General features: G+C 56.3%; 26 protein-coding genes and 1 other annotated feature. Of the genes, 23 read left to right on the forward strand and 3 right to left on the reverse strand.

The window, feature by feature from the left end:
* The first annotated feature begins 41 nt into the window (after positions 1-41).
* The 7 genes from ML541_RS03020 (at position 42) to ML541_RS03050 (ending at position 5,641) form a co-directional block, all read left to right on the forward strand.
* Entirely contained in the window at positions 42-1,010 is a 969-nt protein-coding gene (locus tag ML541_RS03020; RefSeq protein WP_243370644.1) for a polyprenyl synthetase family protein, read from the forward strand.
* A 132-nt stretch (positions 1,011-1,142) separates the two neighbouring features.
* A complete protein-coding gene (locus tag ML541_RS03025) occupies positions 1,143-1,391 on the forward strand; it encodes a hypothetical protein (RefSeq protein ID WP_243370648.1) in 249 nt (82 codons plus the stop codon).
* A 90-nt stretch (positions 1,392-1,481) separates the two neighbouring features.
* The gene (locus ML541_RS03030; RefSeq protein ID WP_243370651.1) at positions 1,482-2,585 is read left to right on the forward strand and encodes an ATP-binding protein; all 1,104 of its coding nucleotides are present in this window, start codon (positions 1,482-1,484) and stop codon (positions 2,583-2,585) included.
* A gap of 24 nt (positions 2,586-2,609) precedes the next feature.
* A complete protein-coding gene (locus ML541_RS03035) occupies positions 2,610-3,974 on the forward strand; it encodes a sigma-54 dependent transcriptional regulator (RefSeq protein WP_243370655.1) in 1,365 nt (454 codons plus the stop codon).
* Positions 3,971-4,474 carry a TlpA disulfide reductase family protein gene (locus ML541_RS03040; protein WP_243370658.1) on the forward strand — a complete coding sequence of 168 codons (504 nt, stop codon included), beginning with the start codon at positions 3,971-3,973 and terminating at the stop codon, positions 4,472-4,474. The genes ML541_RS03035 and ML541_RS03040 overlap by 4 nt, the downstream gene beginning before the upstream one ends.
* A 12-nt stretch (positions 4,475-4,486) precedes the next feature.
* Positions 4,487-5,215, forward strand: a complete 729-nt coding sequence (locus ML541_RS03045; protein WP_243370661.1) for a cytochrome c biogenesis protein CcdA — start codon at positions 4,487-4,489, stop codon at positions 5,213-5,215.
* Positions 5,216-5,221: 6 nt separating this feature from the next.
* Complete coding sequence (locus ML541_RS03050) at positions 5,222-5,641, forward strand: VOC family protein (RefSeq protein ID WP_243370663.1); 420 nt, start codon at positions 5,222-5,224, stop codon at positions 5,639-5,641.
* A 56-nt stretch (positions 5,642-5,697) separates the two neighbouring features.
* On the opposite strand, the gene ML541_RS03055 is transcribed toward ML541_RS03050, so the two are convergent.
* From ML541_RS03055 to lptF, 3 genes are read right to left on the reverse strand one after another with little or no spacing between them, the layout of a single operon-like run.
* Positions 5,698-6,609, reverse strand: a complete 912-nt coding sequence (locus tag ML541_RS03055; RefSeq protein ID WP_243370666.1) for an IPT/TIG domain-containing protein — start codon at positions 6,607-6,609, stop codon at positions 5,698-5,700.
* A gap of 54 nt (positions 6,610-6,663) precedes the next feature.
* Positions 6,664-7,737, reverse strand: a complete 1,074-nt coding sequence (gene lptG, locus ML541_RS03060; protein ID WP_243370669.1) for an LPS export ABC transporter permease LptG — start codon at positions 7,735-7,737, stop codon at positions 6,664-6,666.
* The gene (gene lptF / locus ML541_RS03065) at positions 7,734-8,903 is read right to left on the reverse strand and encodes an LPS export ABC transporter permease LptF (RefSeq protein WP_243370673.1); all 1,170 of its coding nucleotides are present in this window, start codon (positions 8,901-8,903) and stop codon (positions 7,734-7,736) included. Before lptF ends, lptG begins: the two co-directional genes overlap by 4 nt.
* Before the next feature lie 214 nt (positions 8,904-9,117).
* On the opposite strand from lptF, the gene rpsB reads away from it, so the two are divergent.
* From rpsB to ML541_RS03145, 16 genes are all read left to right on the forward strand, one after another.
* The gene (gene rpsB, locus ML541_RS03070; protein WP_243370676.1) at positions 9,118-9,882 is read left to right on the forward strand and encodes a 30S ribosomal protein S2; all 765 of its coding nucleotides are present in this window, start codon (positions 9,118-9,120) and stop codon (positions 9,880-9,882) included.
* A gap of 42 nt (positions 9,883-9,924) precedes the next feature.
* Positions 9,925-10,575, forward strand: a complete 651-nt coding sequence (gene tsf / locus ML541_RS03075) for a translation elongation factor Ts (protein ID WP_243370679.1) — start codon at positions 9,925-9,927, stop codon at positions 10,573-10,575.
* An 86-nt stretch (positions 10,576-10,661) separates the two neighbouring features.
* The gene (gene pyrH / locus ML541_RS03080) at positions 10,662-11,381 is read left to right on the forward strand and encodes a UMP kinase (RefSeq protein ID WP_243370682.1); all 720 of its coding nucleotides are present in this window, start codon (positions 10,662-10,664) and stop codon (positions 11,379-11,381) included.
* A 1-nt stretch (position 11,382) separates the two neighbouring features.
* On the forward strand, positions 11,383-11,940 hold the full coding sequence (gene frr, locus ML541_RS03085) for a ribosome recycling factor (protein WP_243370685.1): 558 nt from the start codon (positions 11,383-11,385) through the stop codon (positions 11,938-11,940).
* A 172-nt stretch (positions 11,941-12,112) separates the two neighbouring features.
* Positions 12,113-12,862, forward strand: a complete 750-nt coding sequence (locus ML541_RS03090) for an isoprenyl transferase (RefSeq protein WP_243370688.1) — start codon at positions 12,113-12,115, stop codon at positions 12,860-12,862.
* 26 nt (positions 12,863-12,888) lie between these two features.
* Positions 12,889-13,683 (forward strand): phosphatidate cytidylyltransferase, encoded by a 795-nt coding sequence (locus ML541_RS03095; RefSeq protein WP_243371124.1) that lies wholly within the window; start codon positions 12,889-12,891, stop codon positions 13,681-13,683.
* A 24-nt stretch (positions 13,684-13,707) separates the two neighbouring features.
* Positions 13,708-14,862, forward strand: coding sequence for a 1-deoxy-D-xylulose-5-phosphate reductoisomerase (gene dxr, locus ML541_RS03100; RefSeq protein ID WP_243370690.1), 1,155 nt, complete (start codon positions 13,708-13,710; stop codon positions 14,860-14,862).
* A gap of 56 nt (positions 14,863-14,918) precedes the next feature.
* On the forward strand, positions 14,919-15,989 hold the full coding sequence (gene rseP / locus ML541_RS03105; RefSeq protein WP_243370693.1) for an RIP metalloprotease RseP: 1,071 nt from the start codon (positions 14,919-14,921) through the stop codon (positions 15,987-15,989).
* Positions 15,990-16,008: 19 nt separating this feature from the next.
* The gene (tsaB, locus tag ML541_RS03110; RefSeq protein ID WP_243370695.1) at positions 16,009-16,698 is read left to right on the forward strand and encodes a tRNA (adenosine(37)-N6)-threonylcarbamoyltransferase complex dimerization subunit type 1 TsaB; all 690 of its coding nucleotides are present in this window, start codon (positions 16,009-16,011) and stop codon (positions 16,696-16,698) included.
* A 167-nt stretch (positions 16,699-16,865) separates the two neighbouring features.
* A complete protein-coding gene (gene ilvD / locus ML541_RS03115) occupies positions 16,866-18,527 on the forward strand; it encodes a dihydroxy-acid dehydratase (protein ID WP_243370697.1) in 1,662 nt (553 codons plus the stop codon).
* A gap of 80 nt (positions 18,528-18,607) precedes the next feature.
* Positions 18,608-20,308 carry a biosynthetic-type acetolactate synthase large subunit gene (gene ilvB, locus ML541_RS03120; protein WP_243370699.1) on the forward strand — a complete coding sequence of 567 codons (1,701 nt, stop codon included), beginning with the start codon at positions 18,608-18,610 and terminating at the stop codon, positions 20,306-20,308.
* 65 nt (positions 20,309-20,373) lie between these two features.
* Positions 20,374-20,865: an acetolactate synthase small subunit gene (ilvN, locus tag ML541_RS03125; protein WP_243370701.1), complete on the forward strand. Its 492-nt coding sequence runs from the start codon at positions 20,374-20,376 to the stop codon at positions 20,863-20,865.
* Positions 20,866-21,021: 156 nt separating this feature from the next.
* Complete coding sequence (gene ilvC / locus ML541_RS03130; protein WP_347710776.1) at positions 21,022-22,038, forward strand: ketol-acid reductoisomerase; 1,017 nt, start codon at positions 21,022-21,024, stop codon at positions 22,036-22,038.
* Positions 22,039-22,142: 104 nt separating this feature from the next.
* Complete coding sequence (locus tag ML541_RS03135; protein WP_243370706.1) at positions 22,143-22,784, forward strand: phosphatidylserine decarboxylase family protein; 642 nt, start codon at positions 22,143-22,145, stop codon at positions 22,782-22,784.
* Complete coding sequence (gene pssA / locus ML541_RS03140; RefSeq protein ID WP_243370709.1) at positions 22,781-23,572, forward strand: CDP-diacylglycerol--serine O-phosphatidyltransferase; 792 nt, start codon at positions 22,781-22,783, stop codon at positions 23,570-23,572. The genes ML541_RS03135 and pssA overlap by 4 nt, the downstream gene beginning before the upstream one ends.
* A 127-nt stretch (positions 23,573-23,699) precedes the next feature.
* Positions 23,700-23,944, forward strand: a binding site (T-box leader).
* An 88-nt stretch (positions 23,945-24,032) separates the two neighbouring features.
* Positions 24,033-25,580, forward strand: coding sequence for a 2-isopropylmalate synthase (locus ML541_RS03145; protein WP_243370712.1), 1,548 nt, complete (start codon positions 24,033-24,035; stop codon positions 25,578-25,580).
* The last annotated feature ends 138 nt before the right edge of the window (positions 25,581-25,718 follow it).

Below are 25,718 nucleotides of genomic sequence, written 5' to 3' on the forward strand. Positions count from 1 at the left end.
CTTTCCTATAGTATTGGCCAAAATCGAGCCGAGGTCTGGTAATGGAAGCAGCACTTGCCCTTATAGGGGAAGATCTTATAAATGTAGAGTTACAGTTCAAAAAGGATCTTGAGTCGGATGTCCCGCTCATACGCAAGGTTGGGGAATACGTTCTCGCCAGCGGCGGCAAAAGGATCCGGCCGGCTCTGTTGCTGCTTTCGGCAAAATTGTGCGGTTATACCGGGACCAGGAATGTGGCCCTGGCCAGCGTCATCGAATTTATCCACACCGCAACGCTTCTCCACGACGATGTTGTCGACAATGCCAATCTCCGCCGCGGCATAGCTTCCGCCAATACCTTGTGGGGCAACGAAGCGTCGGTTCTTGTGGGCGATTTCCTTTTTTCCAAATCCTTTTCGCTCATGGTCGCCGACGGAGATCTGAATATACTGAAGATACTCTCCGGCGCTACCACCATCATCGCCGAAGGAGAGGTACTGCAGCTGATCTGCACCAGCGACTTGAACCTGACTCTTGAACGGTACGTGGAGGTGGTAAAGGCAAAGACCGCCATTCTTTTATCGGCGGCATGTCAGGCGGGGGCCGTTCTCGGACAGGCGTCTCCCCGGCATGAGGCGGCACTGAAAGAGTTCGGCATGGACCTGGGCATCGCCTTCCAGCTCATGGACGACACCCTGGATTATGTGGCCAGTGAAGAGCAGTTCGGCAAAAGCATCGGCCATGATCTTGAGGAAGGGAAAATAACGCTTCCCCTGATCCACACTCTGGAACGGTGCACTGCGGAAGAACGAAAGCAGATCGGTGCCATCATCGAAAAAGACCTGCTAGAAGACCACGATTTCTCAACGGTCTTGCAGCTGGTGGAAAAATATGACGGCATCAACCATACCGTCGCCGTTGCCAACGAATTTGTTACACGCTGCAAGAGCCATCTCGAAGTGTTCCCCACATCACCTGAGAAGGATGCCCTTCTGGGGCTTGCAGAGTACGTCCTGACCCGCGTCAAATAGCAACTTTCACAGCTAAAACACAATCCCCTTTTCCCCCTTTCCCCCCACCGGCCACACGGAACGATCTCCTTTCTTGGCATAGATACTGCTTTTTTGAATTAATTGTTTCTATCATCAAGAGGGACTGTACAAATGTCCGAAGTTCAACTAATCCATCAGACGCACATGGAACTTGACGGCGCACAATACCAGATCATGGTCTTTTGTCGCAAAGAGGGCAGCTATTTTGCCCAGACTTTTTTCGACGATGACGACATCATCATAAGCGACGGACCGACCATGCTCGAAGCACTGAAAAAGCACGAAAGACTTCTCCCCCTTGCCGTCGTTTCCAGGCAACTGAGAAGGTATCCTTCCAAACCCAGGACCACAAGGGTCTGACAGTTATCCTGCCCCGGAAATCTCCTTCCCATGGCATTTCCTGCAGGTAAACCTTGCTTTCCATCCCCACATCATTTAGAAATATCCTCCATGCGACACATCAAAAACATCCGCATCCTCATTGCAGCATCCTCCATCCTCGGCATCAGTCTGCTCCATTACCTTACGCCGCTGCACCTGCCGATGCTGCACGACGTCTTCCAGAGGCTTTATTATCTCCCTATCATTCTGTCGGGGCTGTGGTTCGGCTTGCGTGGCGGCCTGATCGCCTCACTTGCCGTCAGTGCCATGTATGTTCCGCACATCATCTTTCAATGGGGCATTCATCCCTCCCTGGAGTTGGAAAAATATCTGGAAATCATCCTTTACAATGTGGTCGGAGGGGTTACCGGCCTGCTTGCCCAGCGTGAGGAAGCACGGCGGGAAGAGCTGGAAAGAACGGCAAAGGGACTCGAAGAATCCTACCGCAAGCTCCATGAGCAGGCCGACCTGCTGATCAAAACGGAGGAGCAACTGAGGCGGTCGGAACGGCTCTCGGCCCTGGGAGAGCTGTCGGCGACACTTGCCCATGAGGTAAGGAACCCTCTGGGCTCCATCAAGGGAACAGCCGAGATCCTCAAAGACAGCTTCACCCCCGGCGAAAAGAAATATGAGTTTCTTGAGATCCTGCTGAAGGAAGCGGATCGGCTGAACCGGGTTGTCGAGGATTTTCTCGGCCTCGCCGCTCCGGTACGGGTGGAGCAGAATAGATGTGATATAATGTTGGAGCTTCGTGAGCTGATTGCATTCATTTCCGCCGAAGCAGCATCAATGGGAGCGAAAGTCAGGCTGCAGCCTGCAGACATTCCGCCGATCAGGGGAGACCGGGAAAAACTACGGCAGGTTTTCCTGAACCTGCTGATGAACGCCCTGCAGGCGGCAGGAAACGGCGGAGAAGTCTTGGTCACTGCCGTCGGTCCTCTCCATGCAGGTAAAAACCAACCGCTCGTGGAGATTTCTTTTGCCGATAACGGCAGCGGAATCGACCAGGAATTGCTCGACAAGATCTTTCAGCCGTTTTTCACCACGAAACGGGGGGGTACGGGCCTGGGCCTCGCCATAACCCAGAAGATCATCCAAAGCCACGGCGGTACCATCAGGGTCACCAGCACCAAAGGGGAAGGAGCGACCTTCACCGTGAGCTTACCCGCCTAAACAAACGAGGGCTGCATAGCAACAATGACGGCAAAAATACTTCTCATTGACGACGACACCTCTCTGCGCCGGGTCCTGGAATACAATCTCCAGGAAGAAGGATACGAGGTGATCACCGCAGTCGACGGCGAGAGCGGACTGGCACTTTTTGCCGAACACGCTCCGTCCCTGGTCATTACCGACCTGAAGATGCCCGGTATCAGCGGTTTTCAGGTCCTCTCCGCCGTCAAGGAGCGGTCTCCGGCAACACTGGTTATCGTCATTACCGCCTTTGGCGCCATCGACACCGCCATCGAGGCCATGAAACTCGGTGCCCACGACTACATCACCAAGCCCTTCAACCGTGATCAGTTGAAGCTGGTGGTGAAAAAGGCACTGGAACTGCGCGGCCTGACCGAAGAGAACCGGCTCCTCAAGGAAGAGCTGACTGAGCGCGCGGAATTCAGGAACATTGTCGGCATCTCACCGGGGATGGAACAGGTCTTTCATGTTGTCAGAAAGGTAGCCGATACGGACGCAACGGTCCTCATAACGGGAGAATCCGGCACTGGCAAGGAACTGGTGGCGAAATCGATCCATTCTCTATCGTCCCGCCGCAGTTGCCCCTTTGTACCCATAAACTGTGCCGCCATCCCGAGGGAGCTTCTGGAGAGTGAATTGTTCGGGCATGTGAAGGGAGCATTTACGGGGGCAATACGGGACAAGACCGGTAAACTGGAGACAGCCGACGGCGGCACGCTCTTCCTGGACGAAGTGGGCGAGCTGCCGGTCGATCTGCAGCCAAAGCTCTTGCGCGCCCTGCAGGAAAGGGTCGTGGAGCCGGTGGGGGGGACATCGCCGCGCAGGATCGATATTCGCGTCATTGCCGCCACCAATGTGGATCTGGAAAAGGCAATCGAAGAAGGCTCCTTTCGCGAAGACCTGTTTTACCGCCTCTCGATTATTCCGGTCCATCTACCCCCTCTGCGGGAGCGGGCCGACGACGTGCTGCTGCTCATCAAGCATTTTGCCGCCAAGCATGGCGGAACTGGGGTCAGCTTTACACCGAAAGCCCTGGAAGCCCTGAAGCGCTACCACTGGCCCGGCAATGTGCGAGAGCTGGAAAACACCATCGAACGTCTGTTGATCATGCGCAACGGCGACACCATCGATATCGGCGACATCCCTGCGAAGATTCTCGGCACGAAGAAAGCCCCGGAGGGGGGGATCATCAACCTGCCCGAATCGGGTTATTCCCTGGAGCAGCTCGAACGGGAGATCGTCGTCGAGGCGCTTGAAAGGAGCGACTGGAACCAGACTGCCGCCGCACGGTTTCTGCGCATCCCCCGCCACACCCTCATCTACCGGATGGAGAAGTACAACATTACGCCACAGGAGCGAAAAAAATGAAGAAGGTCTTTTTTGCAACCTTGATACTCTGCGCACTGCTCGCTGCATGTACACGCGGCAGCGAACCGGCCATCGAAGGAAAAGCCGCTCCCGATTTCACCCTGCAAGATCTCTCCGGCCGTCAGGTCCAGCTTTCCCAGTTCAAGGGCAAGGTGGTCTTTCTCAATTTCTGGGCAACCTGGTGCCCCCCCTGCCGGGAAGAAATTCCTTCCATGATGAAACTTAACCGTGACATGGCGGGTAAGCCTTTCCAGATGCTTGCCGTTTCCATCGATGAGGGGGGCAAGGGGGCCGTCGAAAATTTCTTCGGGAAATCGGGAATGATGCTGCCGGCCCTGCTGGACACAGATAATGCCGTGAGCAAGCGTTACGGCACCACTGGGGTTCCCGAAACTTTCGTTCTGGACAAAAACGGCATGATCGTGAAAAAGGTCGTCGGCGGCATGGACTGGAGCGATCCGCAGGTGGTGGCCTATTTCAATGAGCTGGCAGCCCGTTAGAAGGAATCTGCAATGACATCGTCCAACATCACCATTTTCGGCGCCCTGATCGCCGGCTTTCTTTCTTTTCTCTCACCATGCGTCTTGCCGCTCATCCCTTCGTACATCACTTACATCACCGGGCTTTCCTTCAGCGACCTGCAGGCCGAGCACCCTTCCCACAATGTCAGAAGGCTGACGATGATCCATTCCCTCTGCTTCATTGCCGGATTTACCTGCATTTTTGTGTTGCTCGGTGCATCGGCCACTTATATCGGTTCATTCCTGCAATCCCACATGACCCTGTTACAGCGGGTGGGAGGTGTGCTGATCTTCATTTTCGGCATACATGTGACCGGCATCTTCGACATCGGCATGCTCATGGGAGAAAAGAGGCTGACCCTGCACCGCAAGCCGGCGGGCTTCCTGGGCAGCTTCATCGTCGGGGTCGCCTTTTCTGCCGGCTGGACCCCCTGCATCGGGCCGATCCTCGCTTCAATTCTCATGGTTGCCGCCACTGAAAGCACCATCTATCGTGGCGTTTCCCTGTTGCTCGCCTACTCCATGGGGCTGGCCATCCCCTTTTTCCTCTCCTCCCTTGCGCTGCATCAATTCCTCGTCCTCTTCGCCCGCTTCAAAAAATACATTCGTCTCTTCGAGATTATCACCGGTATTTTTCTCATGGTTGTCGGCGTCCTTATCTTCACCAACAACCTCTCCCTCTTCAGCAGGTACGCCACCATCTGGTTCGGCGGAAAGTGACAGGTCATGCCGGATAAGGTTCGCGTTTCCATACAGCTGGTGGTCTCCGATCTGGGAGTAACCGAGGCTTTTTATGGCGGAATCCTGCAGATGCCCATAGAAAGAGCCCTCACATCTCCCGGTGCGCCGGAACACCTGGTGATGGTCCAGGACGGATGGAAGGTGATCTTCGTGGAAGAATCGGCGGTGCTCCATGCGCACGCCATACTGGAAGATCGCTTGACCGCCTTCCCCAAAGGGGTGGGAATGACCATTCATATCCGGGTGGATGAAATAGAAGAGATTTACGATGCATTGCTGGATGAGGAGTTGGAGATACTCTATCCCCTGGAATTGAAGCCGTACCGGGTTTTCGAGTTATGGTGCTTCGATCCCGACGGTTATCTGGTGGTGCTGGAGCAGCCCCTGGAAACCATCACCGGCTAGCTAACCTGAAACTGATGAAGGTCCTGCAACTGCGAAGGCCTCAGGCAAAACAGGATTTACGGCGCATTCACCGAGACCACCGGGCTTTCTTCGCCGTTAGGGTTGACCACCTGCAGGCTGATGTTCTTCGGCGTTGAATCGTAGGGATGGCGCTGATAAACGAGCCGAGTGCAATCGGCGAAGATGACCCGTTCCCTCCCCCCGGGAACGACGTCTCCCGTGGATAATCTCGTCCCATCCACAACGAGCATGGAGCCCTGGAGAAAGTTCCGCCCGTCGATAATCAGCTCGTAGTAGTTGACGAAGTCCCCTCCCCGACTCACATTGAGCACTTCAGGCCTGCTGTTGACGAACAGTGCAATGGCTCCGGAAACTTCATCCGAAGGGTTCTTCACCTGAATCTGGTGCAGGCCGCTGGCAAGCAGGGACGGTGCGGCAAAGACAATGGCCTCCCTGCCCAGATACCTGCTCCCTATGACGGCACCATCCAGCAGAACCTGCCCCCCCTCGCGAAAGTTCCTGCCGCTGACGGTGACTTCCCGTTCTCTCCCGCTCCCGCAGTTATTGACCACGTCGGGCGAAATCCCGGTCACCACCGGTTTCTGCGCCTGCAGGGTAAAGTTGTAGGCCTTGCTGGTGGCACCGTCCTCACGTTTCACATACAGGGCATACAGCCCCGGCGGCAGGTCGGGAATTTCGAAGGTGAGTATTTTCGGGCTGGTCACCTTGGTGGCCATAGCGAGGCTGCCCAGGTAGGCGACCGTTTTGTCGCTGAATCCGGTTCCATTGAGGGTGACGGTGGTTCCGGGCTCCCCCTGGGCGGGAATGATGCTGAGGATACCCATGGCAGGGGCTCGCTCCTCTGTGGCGACAGCGCGCTTTTTTGGCAAGACCCGGCCGTTTGCCGCAAAAGAGCAGAGGGGGACGCCCAACAGCACAAGTAGTAAAACAATGGCGGCACATCTCATTATCGGCCCTCCTTCGTTGCGGCTACGGCAATTAAACCACTGACTGCAACCTTGTCAATTTTCAGCTTTCAGGGCAAGCCATATGGCGATCATGAGGAATATGGCATTGGTCGCCCATGCCGAAACAAGAGGCGACAGCACCCCGGCCTGGCCGAAGGACAGGACGATAGAATTGAGGATGAAGAAACCGAAGCCGATGCCCAGGCTGGCGCTGATGCCGACGGCTATGCCGCTGGAGCGGCTGCGGCGAACTGCAAAGGGAACGCCGAGAAAAGCCATCACCAGCGGAGCAAAGGCCAGGGATATCCTGCCGTGCATCTGGGCGACATAGCGGGTGGGGTCGTAGCCCCCTTTTCGCAGTTTCTCGCAATAGGCAGCCAGTTCCCGAATGCCCATGTTGTCCGAGTATTTTCCCATGACCTTAAAATCGGCTGTCTTCAGATGCAGCGGCACAGCCACGGAGGAGATTTTGCTGGTCCCGATGATGTTGTTCTTCCCGAACTGTCGGACGACCACATCGTCGAGCAGCCATCCGCCGGCCATCGGTTTTGCCACGGCAGCTTCCAATCGCTCTTCGGGCTGCATTCCCGCCTCCATCTTCCAGAGGGTAACCCCCTTGAGATAGCCAGTTTCCGGTTCGAAAAGCTTTGCTTTCAGGATGTAGGCGCCATCCCGGTGCCAGATGTTCATCTGCCGGAAAAAAAGCTTGGGGCTCTTCTTCTCTATCAGGACCTGTCGGATATATTGCCCCTGGACGATGCACTGGGGCAGGACGTACTCGTTAACCCCCAGGTTGAGAAGACTGACGATGAAGGCAATAACCAGTATGGGCATGGTTATGCGGCCGAGACTGAGCCCGCAACCGCGCATGGCGGTCAACTCGCTGCTCATGGAGAAGATGCCGAGGGTGAGAAGTGTTGCCATCAGCACCGCCATTGCCGACGTCTGGCAGAATACCTCCGGAATCCTGGTCAGGAAAAAGAGGGCGATGTACCCGGGATTAGCGCCGGCAAAACGCCCTATCTTCTCCAGAAAATCTACCACGAGAAAAATGGCGGTAAACGTGCCCAGGCAAAGTAAGAAGATCCGTGCAAATGCAGCAGCGACGAATCGGCTGAAGATCGTCATCGGCCGTCCCCCTTCCGGGTCAACCGCCGCACCCACGAAGTAGCACGGGCCAGGAAGTCGAACAGCGGAATCGATTCCTCCGCGGCGGTCTTGCGGAAGAGGTAGATGCCGCCGCAGAGAAAGAGCAGATTGGGAATCCAGGCGGCAAGGAACGGGCTCAGCAGGTGCTTCTCCCCCAGGGTTTTAGCTGCGGAAAGGATGATATAATAAACCAGAAGTAGAAAGATACTGACGGCAAAACCGGCCGCCTTTCCGGACCGCCGGTTCTGTATGCCGAGGGGCATGCCGACCAGTGCAAAGATCAGGCAGGCGAAGGGGAGCGAAAAGCGCCGATGGTACTCAAGGCGCATCTCCTGCTTCCTTTTGTCGTCAGTGGAAGGGGAGTTCCACTCGGCGCGCAGTTCGGCCAGGGACATGTCTTGCTCGTTCCTTTTGACCGGCTGGGCATCCTGGTTCAGATTCATATGCAGATCGTAATCGCTGAACTGCACCAGGCGATACCCTTCTCTCCCCGAAGTGCGGTGAATGCTTCCATCCGCCAGATGCAGTCGGACCGATCTCGTCCCGTGGTCCGCATGAATGGCCCCCCGTGCGGCAATAATGGTAGAAGGCTCAAGAGGGTCACGTTCATCCTGGATCATGATGCCGGTCATAACCTGGGTCGGTTCGTCATAACGGTCGCAATACATGACAATGCCAGGAAAATCATCGTTGAAAACTTTTTCCTTCACACCGAGGGATACGCGGTCCTCCACCACCTGTATCAGCAGATTTTTGAAGGCGGTGTTGCCCTCGGGGACAGCAAAGACATTGATATAGGCGCCGGCCAGGTAGGTAAGAACCGCAAGGGACAAAACCGGCGGCAGCAGGCCGTACAGGCTGATGCCACCCGCTTTCATGGCAACGATTTCACTGTCGCCTGAGAGCCTGCCGAAGGCAAGGAGGATAGCGAGCAGGAAAGCCATGGGAATGGTAACCAGGAGAAAAGAGGGGAGCAGATAGAGGATCATTCGTATGACGTCGCCAAGGGGCACCCCCTTGGTCACAACCATGTCCGTCAGCCGGAGCAGGCGGCCCATGAGCAGGACAAAGGTAAACGTTGCAACTCCGAGAAAGAACGGAGGGGGTATCTCCTTGAGAATATAACGATAAAGGGTTCTGTTCATAAGCTGCCGCATGATACATGAGATACCAGGTGAAGTAAAGGAGAGCGAACGTCCCGTGCCCCGTGAACGCTAAAATTACCTTGCTAACGCCATCGCATTATGCTATACAAATTCGCTATTTTAAAATTCGCACGCCCTCTTTATAACCGGTGGTGTCCCCAGTGGATTCCGGTGGAAGTCTGGAGCGGCGGAGGGAAAACCAAAGGAGAGAAAAATGTCGAACATCACCATGAAGGAACTGCTGGAAGCCGGTGTCCATTTCGGTCACCAAACAAAAAGATGGAACCCGAAGATGAAGCCGTACATCTTCGGCGCTCGTAACGGGATCTATATCATCGACCTGCAGAAGACGGTCAGACTCTTCAAGAGTGCCTACAATTTCGTTGTCGATGCGGCTCAGGCAGGGGAGACGATACTTTTCGTCGGCACCAAGAAACAGGCTCAGGACTCCGTTGCCGAAGAGGCGCAGCGCTGCGGCATGTTCTTTGTCAATGACCGTTGGCTGGGGGGCATGCTGACCAACTTTGCCACCGTTAAACAGAGCATCGAAAGACTGAAGCGGATTGATGCCATGTTCGCTGACGGCACCATCGAAGCCTACACCAAGAAGGAAGCACTGCAGATGGAAAAGGAGCGGGTCAAGCTGGAGAAGACCCTCGGCGGCATCAAGGGCATGAACAAGCTCCCGGGTCTTCTTTTCGTTATCGATCCGAAAAACGAGGAAATCGCCGTCAGCGAAGCAAAGAAACTGGGCATTCCCGTCGTCGCCATCGTTGACACCAACTGCGATCCGGACAACATCGATTATGTCATCCCGGGTAATGACGATGCCATCCGCGCCATCCGTCTGCTCACCAGCAAGGTTGCCGACGCCATGATCGAAGGGGCACAGGCACGCAACACCCAGCTCCAGACGGACACCGAGGGAGCAGAATTCACCGCTGAAGAAGCAGCCGGGGAAACGGTTGCCGAAGCATAAATAATAACAAACGCATTACCAGTAATGCCCGTGGAGGATACAGTGAGCATCACAGCTAGCCAAGTTAATGAACTGAGAAAAGCTACAGGCGCAGGCCTGATGGATTGCAAGAAAGCACTGACGGAAACCGGCGGAGATCACGAGAAAGCTGTTGATTACCTGCGCAAGAAGGGATTGGCCGCCGCTTCCAAGAAGGCCGGGCGGGCCGCCACCGAAGGATTGGTCGGCTCTTATATCCATGCCGGCGGGAAGATCGGCGTCCTCGTCGAAGTCAACTGCGAGACCGACTTCGTCGCCAAAAACGAAGGTTTCCAAACCTTTGTCAAGGACATCGCCATGCATATCGCTGCTGCGTCGCCGCTCTATGTGCGTCGCGAAGAAGTAGATCCGGCAGTGCTTGAGCGGGAAAAAGATATTTATCGGGCCAAGGCCAAGGAAAGCGGCAAACCTGACAACATCGTCGAGAAAATCATCGAAGGGCAGGTCAACAAATTCTATGGCGACATCTGCCTTCTCGAGCAGGCGTTCGTCAAGGATCCGGACAAGACTGTCCAGACCTACCTGAACGAGACCATCGCCACCATCGGCGAGAACATCAGTATCAGGCGCTTTGCCAAGTTCAATCTGGGCGAAGGGCTTGAAAAGAAAGAGAGCGACTTTGCAGCAGAAGTTGCTGCCGCTGCCGGCGTCTGACAGGCAACAAAGAGGCCGGCCATCTGAGTGGTCGGCCTCTTTTGTATGGTAGATACAAGACTGGATCCATGCGAAGGTAAGCAAATATGAGCACACTAAGATACAAAAGGGTCCTTCTGAAGCTTTCCGGAGAGGCGCTTGCCGGTGACCAGGGCTACGGGATCGAACCAAAAACAATCACGACCATCGCCAACGAGATAAAAGAGGTCGTTGCCTGCGGAGTACAGCTTTCACTGGTCATCGGCGGGGGCAACATCTTCCGCGGACTGGCAGCATCCTCCAAGGGGATGGATCGCGCCAGCGCCGACTATATGGGGATGCTGGCCACCATGATAAACTCCCTGGCCATGCAGGACGCACTGGAGAAAGTCGGTGTCGATACCCGGGTCCAGTCCGCCATTGCCATGCAGGAAGTGGCGGAACCGTACATCCGCCGCCGGGCCATCAGGCACCTGGAAAAAGGGCGCGTCGTAATCTTCGGCGCAGGCACCGGCAACCCCTATTTTACCACCGATACTGCCGCCAGCCTCCGGGCCATGGAGGTGGGTGCCGAAGTGATCCTGAAAGGGACCAAGGTTGACGGGGTCTATACTGCCGATCCGAAGAAGGATGCCGAGGCGGTGAAATTCACCGAACTCACCTACATTGAGGTGCTGAAAAAGGGGCTGCAGGTCATGGATGCAACGGCCACCTCCCTGTGCATGGACAACAACCTTCCGATCATCGTCTTCGATGTGACCACCGACGGCAACGTGAAAAAAGTCGTATGCGGCGAGCCCATCGGCACCATAGTGAAAGGAGAATAGCATGACCAAGGATGTCATCAACGGCATGAGCAGCCATATGGACAAGACCATTGACGCCCTGCGCAAGGAATACCAGAAGGTCCGTACCGGCCGGGCCAGCACCAGCCTCCTCGACGAAATAAAGGTCGATTTCTACGGCACACCCTCTCCCCTCAACCAGGTTGCCACACTTGCCATCCCCGAACCCCGCACCATCACCCTGCAGCCATGGGATGCAAAGATGATCGCCCCCATCGAGAAGGCCATCATGAATGCCAACCTTGGTCTCACCCCGGCCAATGACGGCAAATTGATCCGTCTCAACCTCCCCCCCCTCACCGAGGAACGGCGCAAAGACATCGTCAAGCAGCTGAAAAAATTCGCCGAAGATGCGAAAGTGGCGGTAAGAAACATCCGCCGCGACGCCATCGATGACCTGAAGAAGCTGGAAAAGGAAAAGAAGATTTCCGAAGACGACCTGAAGCGGGCGGAAAAGGATGTGCAGGACGTGACCAACGCCCATGTTACCCGCATCGACGAAGTACTGCTCCATAAGGAAAAAGAGGTCATGGAGGTTTAAATGCCTCCTCGACGGAATACGGCATATTTACCCGATTAGTGCCGGCAGCATGTCCCCCTCTTCCAGGGGATTTTTTATTTGCGGCTGTTCCTAGACCTGCCTCGAACAGCGTACTGACACGGTAACAGGATCGTCCTCTCAAGGACACGGTTCTTATATCCCAGGAAGGTGTATGCATAGACTGGACAAGAGCAACCTCCCCCGCCATCTGGCAGTGATAATGGATGGCAACGGACGCTGGGCAAAGCAGCAGATGCTGAAACGGATCGTCGGACACCAAAAGGGGGTGGAAACGGTCCGCCTCATTGTGGAAGAATGCTCGAAGCTGGAGATCGGCTACCTGACCCTCTTCGCCTTCTCGGCCGAGAACTGGCTGCGGCCGAAAACGGAAGTCAAAGCCCTCATGGCCCTGCTGAAGAAGTTTGTCCGCTCGGAACTGGACCGGATGATGAACAACAACATCCGCTTCAATGTGATCGGCAACCGTGCCGAACTGCCGGCGGATATCGATGGGGAAATCGGCGCCGCAATAGAACAAACCGCAGGCAACACTGGAATGGTGCTGACCCTTGCCCTCTCCTACGGTGGTCGCCAGGAAATAGCAGGCGCCGCCAGGAAGATTGCCCAAGAGGTCGCTGCCGGCACCATCAGCCCCGACGAAATAGACGAGACGACCTTCCCCAGGTATCTCTATACGGCAACCATGCCGGAACCCGATTTTCTCATCAGAACAAGCGGTGAAATGCGCATCAGCAATTTTCTCCTCTGGCAGCTGGCCTACACCGAGCTTTATTTCAGCGAGGTCAACTGGCCGGATTTCGACAAAAAGGAACTGTACAAGGCATTCCGCCATTACCAGTCGAGGGAACGCAGGTTCGGCAAGACCAGCGATCAACTCCGGGCAGGAATGCTTCCCGGCTGAGGCACAGTACGGAAGAGGAGTCATCTATCAAACGGCTAGCTACGGCAATCGTTCTTTTACCCCTGCTCATCCTGCTCATCGTCAAGGGAACTCCCTTCGCCTTCTCCTGCTTCATCATCGTCATCTCTTTTCTCGGACTGATGGAGTTTTACCAGATGGCCCTGCCGGGCAGGAAAAGCGACTGGCTTGTGGCGGCCGCCACCGGCGCGGTGGTCCTCTTCTCCTTTCTGGCCGGCGACCGCCTGATAATTCTCGCTGCCATCACGGCCTTCGTCCTTGCCTTCGCTCTGCACATGCTCTTCCGGTTCGACGACATCCGTGACGCCGCCCGTGAATCTGCCCTGCTGATGATGGGACTCGTTTACGTGCCACTACTCCTCGGACATCTCATCCTGCTACGAAACCTCTCTTTCGGCAGGGAGTGGATACTGCTCATGCTGGTTATCGTCATGTGTGGTGACAGCGCCGCCTACTACAGCGGCTCTGCCCTAGGCAGAACAAGGCTCTACCCGGAAGTGAGCCCAAAGAAGAGCGTCGAAGGCTCGATCGGCGGCATTCTCGGCAGCATTGCCGGAGCAGTCATTTTCAAGCTGGCCGTTTTTCCTCAGCTGACATACCTGCACTGCATCCTTGCCGCGATCCTGCTCGGTGTCCTGGGCCAATTGGGAGACCTGTTCGAATCACTGCTCAAGCGAAGCTGCGGCGTTAAAGACTCAGGGACCATCATCCCCGGCCATGGCGGCATCCTCGACCGCCTCGACAGCATTCTCTTTGCCGCTCCGGCTGCGTTTTACTATGCCTATTTCATCTTCAGACCGTGATCTGAAACTGCAAAGTGAGGTGCAATGAAGAATCTTACCATCCTCGGCTCCACCGGCTCAATCGGCGTCAGCACCCTGGAAATAGTTGCCGCCCATCCCGAAAAGTTCCGGGTTGTTGCACTTACCGCGGGAAAGAACCTCGATCTTTTACTGCAACAGATCGCAGCCTTTTCCCCCCAGCTTGTTGCCGTAAAGAATGAGGCACTGGCGCTGAAGCTCCAGGAAATGCTCCCTGACAACAGGACCGCCATTATGCACGGGGTGGCAGGAATGATTGCAGCGGCAACAGCACCGGATACCAACATGGTCGTCGCCGCTATCGTCGGGGCGGCCGGACTCGTGCCGACTGCTGCGGCCATCGAAGCCGGGAAAGACATCGCCCTTGCCAACAAGGAAACGCTCGTCACGGCGGGACGCCTGATCATGGACATGGTCAAGGCACGCGGTGTCAAGCTCTACCCGGTGGACAGCGAGCACAGCGCCGTTTTTCAGTCACTCCAGGGACACCGCAAGGAAGATGTACGGCGGATTATCCTCACCGCGTCCGGCGGACCATTCCTCAATCTTTCCGCAGAAAAACTGGGGCAGGTCACGGTAACCGATGCTCTCAACCACCCCAACTGGAGCATGGGGCAGAAAATCACCATCGATTCCGCCTCCATGATGAACAAGGGGCTGGAAGTGATCGAGGCTCGCTGGCTGTTCGACATGCCCGCTGAAAAAATTGCGGTCAACATCCACCCCCAGAGCATCATCCATTCCATGGTAGAATATACTGACGGTTGTGTCATGGCCCAGTTGGGCACGCCTGATATGAAAGCGCCGATTGCCTATGCCCTCACCTATCCGGGCAGGGTGCCGACCGGCGTCAAGCCCTTGGATCTTACCTCGCTTTCCGGGCTCACATTTTTCCAGCCCGACAGCGTCCGTTTCCCTGCCCTGCAGCTGGCGTACCGGGCCATGGGGGACGGCGAAAGCATGCCCACCGTCATGAATGCCGCCAACGAAGTGGCCGTAGCAGCATTTCTATCAGGCAGAATCAAATTCACCGATATTGCCCGGGCCATCGAAAAGGCCATGGATCTCCACGATCCCCGCACCCTCGACAGCATCGAGGATGTGCTCGACATCGATCAATGGAGCCGCGAAAAGTGCTCGGAACTGCTTAAACATTTTTAGTAATGCCCGGCCGGAAGCAGTAGACTTCACTCACCGCTATCGTACAGGGGAAGCGCATGCAGAGCGTGATATCCGCCATCATCGCCCTTGGGGCTCTCATCTTCATCCATGAACTGGGGCATTTCATATTTGCCAAGTGGTTCGGTGTCGGGGTCGACAAATTTTCCCTCGGCTTCGGCCCTAAGCTGATCGGCAAGAAGGTCGGCGAAACAGAGTACCTCATTTCGGCATTCCCCCTGGGAGGCTATGTGAAAATGGTCGGCGAAGGGGAGGATGCCGAACTTGCCGATACGGACAAGGCGCGGTCCTTTGCCGGCAAGCCACCTCTGCAGCGGATCGTCATTGTCGCCGCCGGTCCGGTGTTCAATCTGTTCTTTGCCTATCTGATCTTCATCGTCGTTTACATGATCGGCGTTCCGGCAGCAACCACCCGTATCGGCGAGGTCGTCAAGGACAAACCCGCTGCCCGCGCCGGAATTCAGCCCAAAGATCTGGTCACAGCCATTAACGGCAAGCTGGTCAACCGCTGGGAAGATCTTTCCGGCACCATTGTCGAAAGTAAGGGACAGCCGGTGGAATTGCAGGTGCAGAGAGGGAAAGAGACTCTCACCTTCCGGGTAACCCCCGAAAAACGGACGGCAAAGAATCTATTGGGTGACGTGGTTACCACCCCCGTCCTGGGCATTGTTTCCGCAGGGGAAATCGTCATCGACCATTTCGGTCCCGTGGAGGCGTTCGTCAAGGGAAGTATCCAGACCTGGAATGTCATCGAAATAACCGTGCTCTCCCTGGTCAAACTGGTGGAACGGGCTATTCCCCTGGAAACCATCGGCGGGCCAATCATGATCGTCAAAATGGCCGGTCAGCAGGCCGCTGAAGGAAGTGTAAGCTTTCTCGCCTTCGTCGCACTGCTTTCCATAAACCTGGGGATTCTCAATCTGCTTCCCGTCCCGATTTTGGACGGCGGCCACCTTTTTTTCTACTTCTGGGAGCTCGTCTTCAGAAAGCCGATCAGCGCCAAAGCGCGCGAGATTGCCCAGCAGGTCGGTCTGGTCCTGTTGATCGGCTTAATGGTTCTGGCTTTCTATAACGACATTGCCCGGTATTTCATGGCGCAAAATCAGTGAAGAACATCGGGAAAGCCCAGTGAAGCTTCTCACCATCGATACCTCCACCAGCACCTGCAGCGTTGCCCTGACCCTGGATCGGCGCGTCGCAGGAGAATACCTGCTCCAACTCGACAGGACCCTCACCAACCGCCTGCTTTCCTGCATCGACACCCTGTTTAGAGACGCGGGCATGGAGGTCGGCGACGTCGACGGTTTTGCCGTGGCGCTGGGACCCGGCTCATTCACCGGCGTGCGTGTGGGAGTGGCCACTGTGAAAGGATTGGCCATGGCTGCGGGCAAGCCGGTGGTCGGCTTTTCCTCGCTCGCCATGCTGGCAGGAAATATTCCCTGGAGTTCCTTCCCGGTCTGTCCCCTTTTCGATGCCCGAAAAAACGAAGTCTACGCCGGTATCTATCGCTGCAGCAGTTTGCCGGAGCAGCTGGCTGCCGATTGTGTCCTTCCTCCCGCCGAATTTCTGAAAACAGTACCCGGCCCAGCCGTGTTCGTCGGCGAAGGGGCAGAGAAATACCGCAACCTTATCACCACGGCCATGGGAGCAGATGCCCTCTTCGCCCCCTGGCACGTGAACCAGCCACGCGCCTCTGCCGGGGCACTTCTGGCAGCAGAGCTGTTCGCCAAAGGCAAAATAATCCCCCTTGCCGAACTCAATCCCACCTATATCAGGCCTTCCGAAGCTGAACTGGCCAAGCTCCAGGCTCGTCCCTGACCATTTACACAGGTTTTTTGCCGAGGTAGCGGTCTCATGGCCCCCATCGGGCAAATGGGCCTCTTTCTACATTAAAACCTCGTTATAACGTTATTTTATTGGAGTTGACAGCTGCCGGATTATGTATTATTTTCGAAATTCACTTTTCGTGCAGTCAGGGGTTTACCATGCGTAGCGATATGATCAAGAAGGGGCTGGAGAGAACTCCGCACCGGGCGCTGCTCAAGGGGACCGGCGTCCCCCAGAGCCAGATGGAGAAGCCGTTCATCGGTGTTGCCACCAGTTTTACCGATCTCATCCCGGGCCATGTGGGCATGCGGGATCTTGAACGATACATCGAGAAGGGCATTCACAGCGGCGGTGGTTATGCCTTTTTCTTCGGCATCCCGGGCGTCTGCGATGGCATCTCCATGGGACACAAGGGGATGCACTACAGCCTGCCGACCCGCGAACTAATCGCCGACATGGTTGAATCGGTGGCCGAGGCCCACCGCCTCGACGGGCTGGTCCTTCTGACCAACTGCGATAAGATCACCCCCGGCATGCTCATGGCTGCCGCGCGCCTGGACATTCCCTGTATCGTCATTACCGCCGGCCCCATGATGAGCGGCCGCGGCGAGAAGGGGCGCAAATACTCCTTTGTTACAGACACCTTTGAAGCCATGGCCCGTTACAAAGCCGGCGTTATCGACGCTAACGAGTTGCAGGTCTGCGAAGACAACGCCTGCCCCGGCATGGGCTCCTGCCAGGGGCTCTTCACCGCCAACACCATGGCCATTCTCACGGAGACACTGGGAATGAGTCTTCCCCGCTGCGGTACCGCCCTGGCGGTATCGGCACTGAAACGGCGCATCGCCTTCGCCTCGGGAGAGCGTGTCGTCGATCTGGTAAAAAATAACATCACCCCCCGCAGCATCCTCACCCGTGCGGCATTTGAAAACGCCATCCGCGTCGATCTGGCGCTTGGGGGATCTTCCAATACGGTACTCCATCTTCTGGCTATTGCCCACGAGGCAGGGGTCGAGCTCCCCCTGGAGACCTTCGATCTCCTCGCCAAGGAAACGCCTCAACTGGCCTCAATGAATCCTGCCGGTGAGCATTTCATGGAAGACCTGGATGCAGCTGGCGGTGTCGCCGGCGTGCTCATGCAGCTGGGAGAGAAAATCAAGGATAATCCCACAGTGATGGGGCTGACTAGCAAGCAGCTCGCAGCAAGCATTGCCAATGTGGATGAAACTGTGATTCGTCCTTTGAGCAATCCGGTGAAGAAAGAAGGGGGTATCGCTATCCTTTCCGGCAACATCGCCCCCAAGGGTGCGGTGGTCAAGCAGTCGGGGGTCTCGGCGGCAATGATGCAGTTCACCGGCACCGCCCGCTGTTTCGACTCGGAGGAGGCGGCCATGGCCGCCATCATGGGAGGGAAGATAGTGGCGGGCGACTGTGTCGTCATCCGCTATGAAGGCCCCAAGGGGGGACCGGGGATGCGGGAGATGCTCGCCCCCACCGCCGCCATCATGGGGCTGGGCCTGGGGGATTCCGTCGCCCTCATTACCGACGGCCGCTTTTCCGGCGGCACCCGTGGTCCCTGTATCGGCCATATTTCCCCGGAAGCTGCAGAAGGGGGCCCCATCGCCCTGGTGGAAGAAGGGGACCGGATCGAGCTGGATATTCCCAATCGCCGCCTGCAGCTCCTGGTCGATGACGAGACCCTGGCAAAGCGCCGCAGTGCCTGGCAGGCCCCGCTACCGAAAATCCGCACCGGCTGGCTGGCCCGCTATGCCAAGGTCGTCACCTCTGCCAATACCGGCGCGGTTACCTCCGCAGATTAACCGCAACCATAACTCGGCACAATGCAGCATAGAGCTCGTAATTCCGCATATCCGGTCTTACAGCGGCAGGAGATTTTATCATGAAAATGAACGGGGCAAGAATTCTTCTCGAATGTCTGAAGCTTGAAGGGGTCGATACTGTCTTCGGCTATCCGGGCGGAACGGTCATCAATCTTTATGACGAGATTTTTTCCTTCAAGGATATCCGCCATATCCTGCCCCGCCATGAGCAGGCCGGTGTCCATGCCGCCGACGGCTATGCCCGGGCAACGGGCAAGGTCGGCGTAGCCATTGCCACCTCCGGCCCCGGCGCCACCAACACCATCACTGGCATCGCCACTGCCTATATGGACTCCATTCCCATGGTCATCATTACCGGCCAGGTGCCAACCGGGCTGATCGGCAATGATGCATTCCAGGAAGCGGATATCATCGGCATCACTCGCCCCTGCACAAAGCATAATTTTCTCGTCAAGGATGTGAACGACCTGGCTACAATCGTCAAAAAAGCCTTCTACATAGCCAGGACCGGACGTCCAGGGCCGGTGCTCATCGACCTGCCCAAGGACGTGCAGATAGCAACCGCTGAATTTAAATACCCGGATTCTGTTGATATCCGCGGCTACAAGCCCACTGTCGGCGGCCACCCAAAGCAGGTGGAGAAGGCAGTTTCACTGCTTCTGGAAGCAAAAAAGCCGGTTATCTACGTTGGCGGCGGGGTCATTCTGGGGAATGCCGCCGATGAACTTACCAAGCTTGCCCTGCTGCTCAATGCCCCCGTCACCACCACCCTGATGGGTCTGGGCTCGTTTCCCGAAGAAAACCCCCTCTCTCTGGGACTGCTCGGCATGCATGGCACCTACTACGCCAATATGGCCGTTTCCAATTGCGATCTGCTGATCGCCGTCGGCGCCCGCTTCGATGACCGCGTTACCGGCAAGATTGCCTCGTTTGCGCCCCACGCCCAGATCATTCATATCGACGTGGATCCGACCTCCATCAAGAAAAACGTCCGAGTCGACCTGCCCATTGTCGGTGACGTCAAGGACGTGCTCAAACAGATGTTGAAGGTCCTTTCCGGGCAGGCAGAAAAGGCTGCAGCCTTTCACAAGGGGATTGTACCCTGGTTACAGGAAATAGAGGCATGGAAAGCCAAGCATCCCATGACCTATAAGGGCAGCGCCTCCGTAATAAAGCCCCAGCTGGTCATCCAGAAACTGCGGGAATTGAGCAAACCGGACGCCATCGTCTCCACAGACGTGGGGCAGCACCAGATGTGGACGGCCCAGTTCTTCAAGTTCAGCCGGCCAAGAACACTGCTGTCTTCAGGTGGCCTCGGCACCATGGGCTTCGGCCTCCCTGCTGCCATGGGTGCCCAGGCAGCATTCCCCAAACGGCAGGTGATCGTTGTCTGCGGCGACGGCGGCTTTCAGATGAACATGCAGGAGCTGGCAACCCTGGTCCAGAACCGCCTTCCCGTCAAGATATGCATTTTGAACAATAACTTTCTCGGCATGGTCCGTCAGTGGCAGGAACTGTTCTTCGACAAACGCTATTCACAAACCTGCATGGAGCTGCCCATCGACTTTATCAAGCTGGCCGACGCCTTTGGCGCCAAGGGTTTCCGGGCAACCAAGCCTGAAGAAGTCGAAGAGGTAATCAAAAAAGGATTCGCTGCTCCAGGGCCGGTCATCATGGAGTTCAAGGTCGCCAGGGAAGAAAAGGTCCTTCCCATGGTTCCCGCCGGAGCATCCCTGACGGAGATGGTGCTGGCATCCTGATCGGACGGGTCACTGCTCCATGATGGGCAAAATGGTCGCCCCTGAACGTAAGCGGAGGGATATACATGAAACACACAATATCAGTGCTGGTGGAAAACGAATTTGGCGTGCTTTCCCGTGTTGTCGGTCTTTTCTCCGGCCGCGGCTTCAATATTGATTCCCTTTCGGTCGCTCCCACCAATGACGAAAAAATGTCCCGCATGACCATCGTCACCCGTGGTGACGAGCAGATCCTGGAGCAGATCTGCAAGCAGCTCAACAAGCTGATTGACGTCATCAAGGTCATCGATTTCAACGAAGGGAATGCCATAGACCGTGAAATGGCGCTGATCAAGGTGACCGCTGAAGACGGGAACCGCGCCGAGGTATTGCGGATAGTGGATATTTTTCGGGCCAAGATCATCGACGTCACCACTAAGTCTTACACAATCGAAGCAACGGGTGCACCACATAAGATCGACGCCATTCTGGAGCTGCTCCGCCCCCTCGGGCTCAAGGAACTGGTCAGGACGGGAGCGGTGGCCATAGGAAGAGGCGCCAAAGGGTGGAAAGGGTAAAAAGGAGCGCGGCTTTTCCACAAGGTCGGCGTTGGCCGTCGGAATCCCTTGTGCGGCGTAGCGCTGCTACACCTCCGCGCGATTCCTAGTCCGCCTTGACCTTGAGAAAAATCCACGCTCCAGCAGCAGAAACAAAGTCAAATAATAATCTGGAGGATGCACATGAACGTTTATTACGACAAGGATTGCGATCTCGCGATCATCAAAGGGATGAAAGTCACCATCGTGGGTTATGGTTCCCAGGGGCACGCCCATGCCTGCAACCTGAAGGATTCCGGCGTTGACGTGACCGTTGCGCTGCGTGCCGGTTCGGCGTCGGTTGTCAAGGCCCAGAATGCCGGCCTGAAGGTGGCAAGCGTTGCCGACGCCGTTGCCTCGGCAGACCTGGTGATGATCCTGACCCCTGACGAGTTCCAGTCCTGCCTCTACCGTGACGAGATCGAACCGAAGCTGAAGAAGGGCGCCACCCTGGCCTTTGCCCACGGCTTTGCCATCCATTATAACCAGATCGTACCCCGCACCGACTTGGACGTCATCATGATAGCCCCCAAGGCACCGGGACACACGGTCCGCTCGGAATTCGCCAAGGGGGGCGGAATTCCCGACCTTATCGCGGTGTTTCAGGACGCCTCGGGCAAGGCCCGCAACGTGGCCCTTTCCTACGCCAGCGCCATCGGCGGCGGCCGCACCGGCATCATCGAAACCACCTTCAAGGATGAAACCGAGACCGACCTGTTCGGCGAGCAGGCCGTACTTTGCGGCGGCGCCGTTGAGCTGGTGAAGGCCGGCTTCGAGACCCTGGTGGAGGCCGGTTACGCCCCTGAAATGGCATATTTCGAGTGCTTGCACGAGTTGAAGTTGATCGTCGACCTGATGCACGAAGGTGGCATCGCCAACATGAACTACTCCATCTCCAACAATGCCGAGTACGGTGAATATGTCACCGGCCCGAGGGTCATCAACGACCAAAGCCGCGCTGCCATGAAGGAATGCCTGAAAAATATCCAGAACGGCGAATATGCCAAGCGGTTCATCCTCGAAGGGATGTCCAACTATCCTGAAATGACCGCCCGTCGTCGCCTCAACGCTGCCCATCCGATCGAGCAGGTCGGGGAGAAGCTCCGGAGCATGATGCCCTGGATCCAGAAGATCGTTGACAAGAGCAAGAACTGATACATTCTTTAGTCGCACCGGAGGCCGGACTCGAGCATCGACACCCGCTATTGTCGATTGCCCGGACCGGCCTCTTTCACGTTAAGCTCGTACAAGGATAGGTAATGCGTAATAGAAATGTTCCCTTCGCCATGGAAGGGCTCCCCTTCATTGCGGGAGCGGCTCTGATCACAGCGGTTTTATTCCTCGTCGGCTGGAAAGCCGTCGCCGTTTTCTTCCTGGTTGTCACCCTCTTCATCGCCTTCTTCTTCCGCAACCCTAAACGGATTACTCCCGAAAATGAAAAGGCTGTGGTCGCTCCTGCCGACGGTGTCGTCATTTATCTGGGCAACGCCCGGGAACCGCACCTCGACCGGGAGATGCTGAAAATCAGCATCTTCATGTCCGTTTTCAACGTGCACATCAACCGCGTCCCCATATCGGCCAAAGTTGTCGATCAGTTTTACCGGCCGGGGAAATTCCTTGACGTCCGCCACGAGCGGGCTACTTTTGAAAATGAGCAGCAAGGGTTGGTTCTGGAGACGGCCGGCGGCGCCCAGCTAGTCGTCGTCCAGGTTGCCGGCTTGATCGCCCGGCGTATCGTCTGTTATCCCGTCATCGGCACAATACTGAAGAGAGGCGAGCGCTACGGACTGATCCGCTTCGGCTCTCGGCTGGACGTCTATCTTCCCCCCGGAACCGAACTGCAGGTAAAAATGGGAGATAAGACCGTAGCCGGCGAAACCGTTCTGGGGGTATTGGCATGAGCAACGAAAAGCTGGATGTGGCAGGGGGGATGCGCAAAGGGATCTACATCCTGCCTAACCTCTTCACCGCCGGCAGTCTCTTTGCCGGCTTCTACTGCATGGTTTCCACCCTCAATTACGACTATAAAACCGCCGCCCTCTGGATCCTGGCCTCGTCCATTTTCGACGGGCTCGACGGCAAAGTGGCACGGCTCACCGGCACAGCCAGCAAGTTCGGCGTTGAGTTCGACTCCCTGGCCGATCTCGTTTCCTTCGGCGCCGCCCCAGGTTTGCTCATGTACGCCTGGGCGCTGAAACCCTTCGGCCGCATCGGCTGGCTGGCGGCATTCCTTTTCGTTGCCTGCGCAGCCCTGCGTCTGGCCCGATTCAACGTCCAGGTGGAAACGGTGGAAAGCAAGCGATTCGTCGGCCTGCCGACACCGGCGGCCGCCAGCATGGTCTCTGCGACCGTACTTCTTTTCTACCATTTCGGCTGGCCCAGTTCGTTTAAAAAGCTGGCCATCCTCCTCCTGATCTACTTTCTGGCCCTGCTCATGGTTTCCAACGTCCGCTACTATTCCTTCAAGGACCCGGAACTGATCAAACGCCAGCCGTTCGCCTTCCTGGTCATGGCAGTCATCCTGCTGATCGTCATTGCTGCAGAGCCAGTGATCATGCTCTTTGTCATTTTCTGCGGCTATATGCTCTCGGGACCGCTCGGCTATGTGCTGACGCTGCCGCGCAGAATCCGGCTCAAGCGGGCCATGCACAAGGGGCATGCGGAATTGCGGCCGAAGAAGGGAAACTGAGCCCGATAGGAAATCCATCTATATTTATTTAAATCAAACTTAGTTTATAATCGCAAAACTTATGGAATTAATTGAGAAATCCCTTGACAGACTTGAAGGGATTTTCTTATTATCTGGATACATTTTCAAAAAGGCTGTGATGAGGAGTAGTAGTCGTTCAGTCACCTCAGAGAGAGCTGACGGTCGGTGCAAGTCAGCAGGTGGCAGCGGTGAACTCGCCTTTGAGCCTCTCCCGTGAAAAGGAATCACTCCCGATTCCTGTGTAATTGGAGACGTCGCCCGCGTCAAGGGCTGAATAAGGTCCCTCAGTCGGTACAACCGATTGGGGACGAATGAGGGTGGTACCGCGGAGTTAAAACCTTCGCCCCTTGTCGGGGCGGAGGTTTTTTTGTTTCAGTTGCTCGCATTTAGGAAATCCTGTGGAATAATAGGATCGCCAAAATAAAAGGAGGGGAAACCCATGGCAAAAAAATCCGAACACAAAACCATCAAGATATTCGATACTACCCTGAGGGACGGCGAACAGTCCCCCGGCGCCAGCATGACCATCAGCGAAAAGCTGCGCATCGCCAGCCAGCTGATCAAACTGAAGGTAGATGTGATCGAGGCGGGTTTCCCCATCGCCTCCGAGGGGGATTTCGAAGCGGTGAAGAAAATCGCCCAGACAGTCAAAGGGCCGGAAATAGCCGGTCTGTGCCGCTCAAGCTTCATGGATATCGACCGTGCCTGGGAAGCCCTGCAGTATGCGGGTGAAAAGGGTCGTATCCATACCTTTATCGCCACCTCCGATATTCACATGAAATACAAACTGAAGATGTCGCCGAAGGAGGTTCTCGATTCGGCCGTGAAGGCGGTCAAAAGAGCGAAGTCCTACACCCCCAACGTGGAATTCTCCTGCGAAGATGCGGTGCGTACAGAGATCAAGTTCCTTGCCGAGGTGGTCGGTGCCGTCATCGATGCCGGGGCCACCGTCGTCAATATTCCCGACACGGTAGGCTACACCATCCCCTTCGAATACTTCAACATCATCAAATACCTGAAGGACAACGTACCCAACATAGAGAATGCTGTCATTTCCGTCCACTGCCATAACGACCTGGGGCTCTCCGTCGCCAACTCCATCGCCGCCGCCCAGGCGGGAGCAGGCCAGGTGGAATGCACCATCAACGGCATCGGCGAGCGCGCCGGCAACTGCTCTCTGGAAGAATTCGTCATGGCCATCAAGACCCGCCCGGACATTCTTCCTTTTCGGACCAACGTCGCCAGCGAGCACCTCACTCCGGCGAGTCGCCTGCTCACCACCGTCACCGGCATCGTCGTCCAGCCCAACAAGGCCATCGTCGGCGCCAACGCCTTCGCCCATGAAGCCGGCATCCATCAGCACGGCGTACTCATGGAGAAGACTACCTATGAGATCATGACCCCCGAATCGGTCGGTCTCAAGTCAAACGCCCTCGTGCTCGGCAAGCACTCAGGTAGGCATGCTTTCAAGAAACGCCTGCTGGAGCTGGGCTACGACCTGGATGACGGGAAACTGAACCAGGCTTTCGAACGCTTCAAGGCCCTGGCCGACCTGAAAAAGGAGGTCTTCGACGAAGACCTGGATGCCCTCGTTGCCGATGAAATCATGCGCGCAGAGAAGATGTACAAATTGAGCCACATCACAGTCACCTGCGGCTCCTTTGCCGTGGCCACCGCCACCGTCCAGATGGAGATCGAGGGGAACCCGGTCCGCACCGCCGAACTGGGAGACGGGCCGGTCGATGCAACGCTCAAGGCGATCAAGAAGCTGACCAAAACCAAGGCCAAGCTGCAGCAGTACAACGTCGGGTCCATCACCGGCGGCACCGATGCCCAGGGGGAAGTAAACGTCCGCCTCGCCGAAGGTTCGCGCACCGTCATCGGCAAAGGCTCATCCACCGACATCATCGAGGCATCGGCCAAGGCCTATATCGATGCTCTGAACAAGCTGCACTTCAAGGCCGAACGGCAGATAGACAGCCTCTGATTCCCAATACCCCCCCCTGCACCCAAAAGAGCCCCCTCTCCCGCCGGAGGAGGGGCTCTTTTGTTTTTGTCCGACAAAGTTCCACTGACCATCCGCACCCGCTATTAAAGATGCATCAAGCAACAGGGCCTGGAAACC

The sequence above is a fragment of the Geotalea sp. SG265 genome (genome assembly GCF_022808985.1).
Classification (GTDB): Bacteria; Desulfobacterota; Desulfuromonadia; order Geobacterales; family Geobacteraceae; genus Geotalea.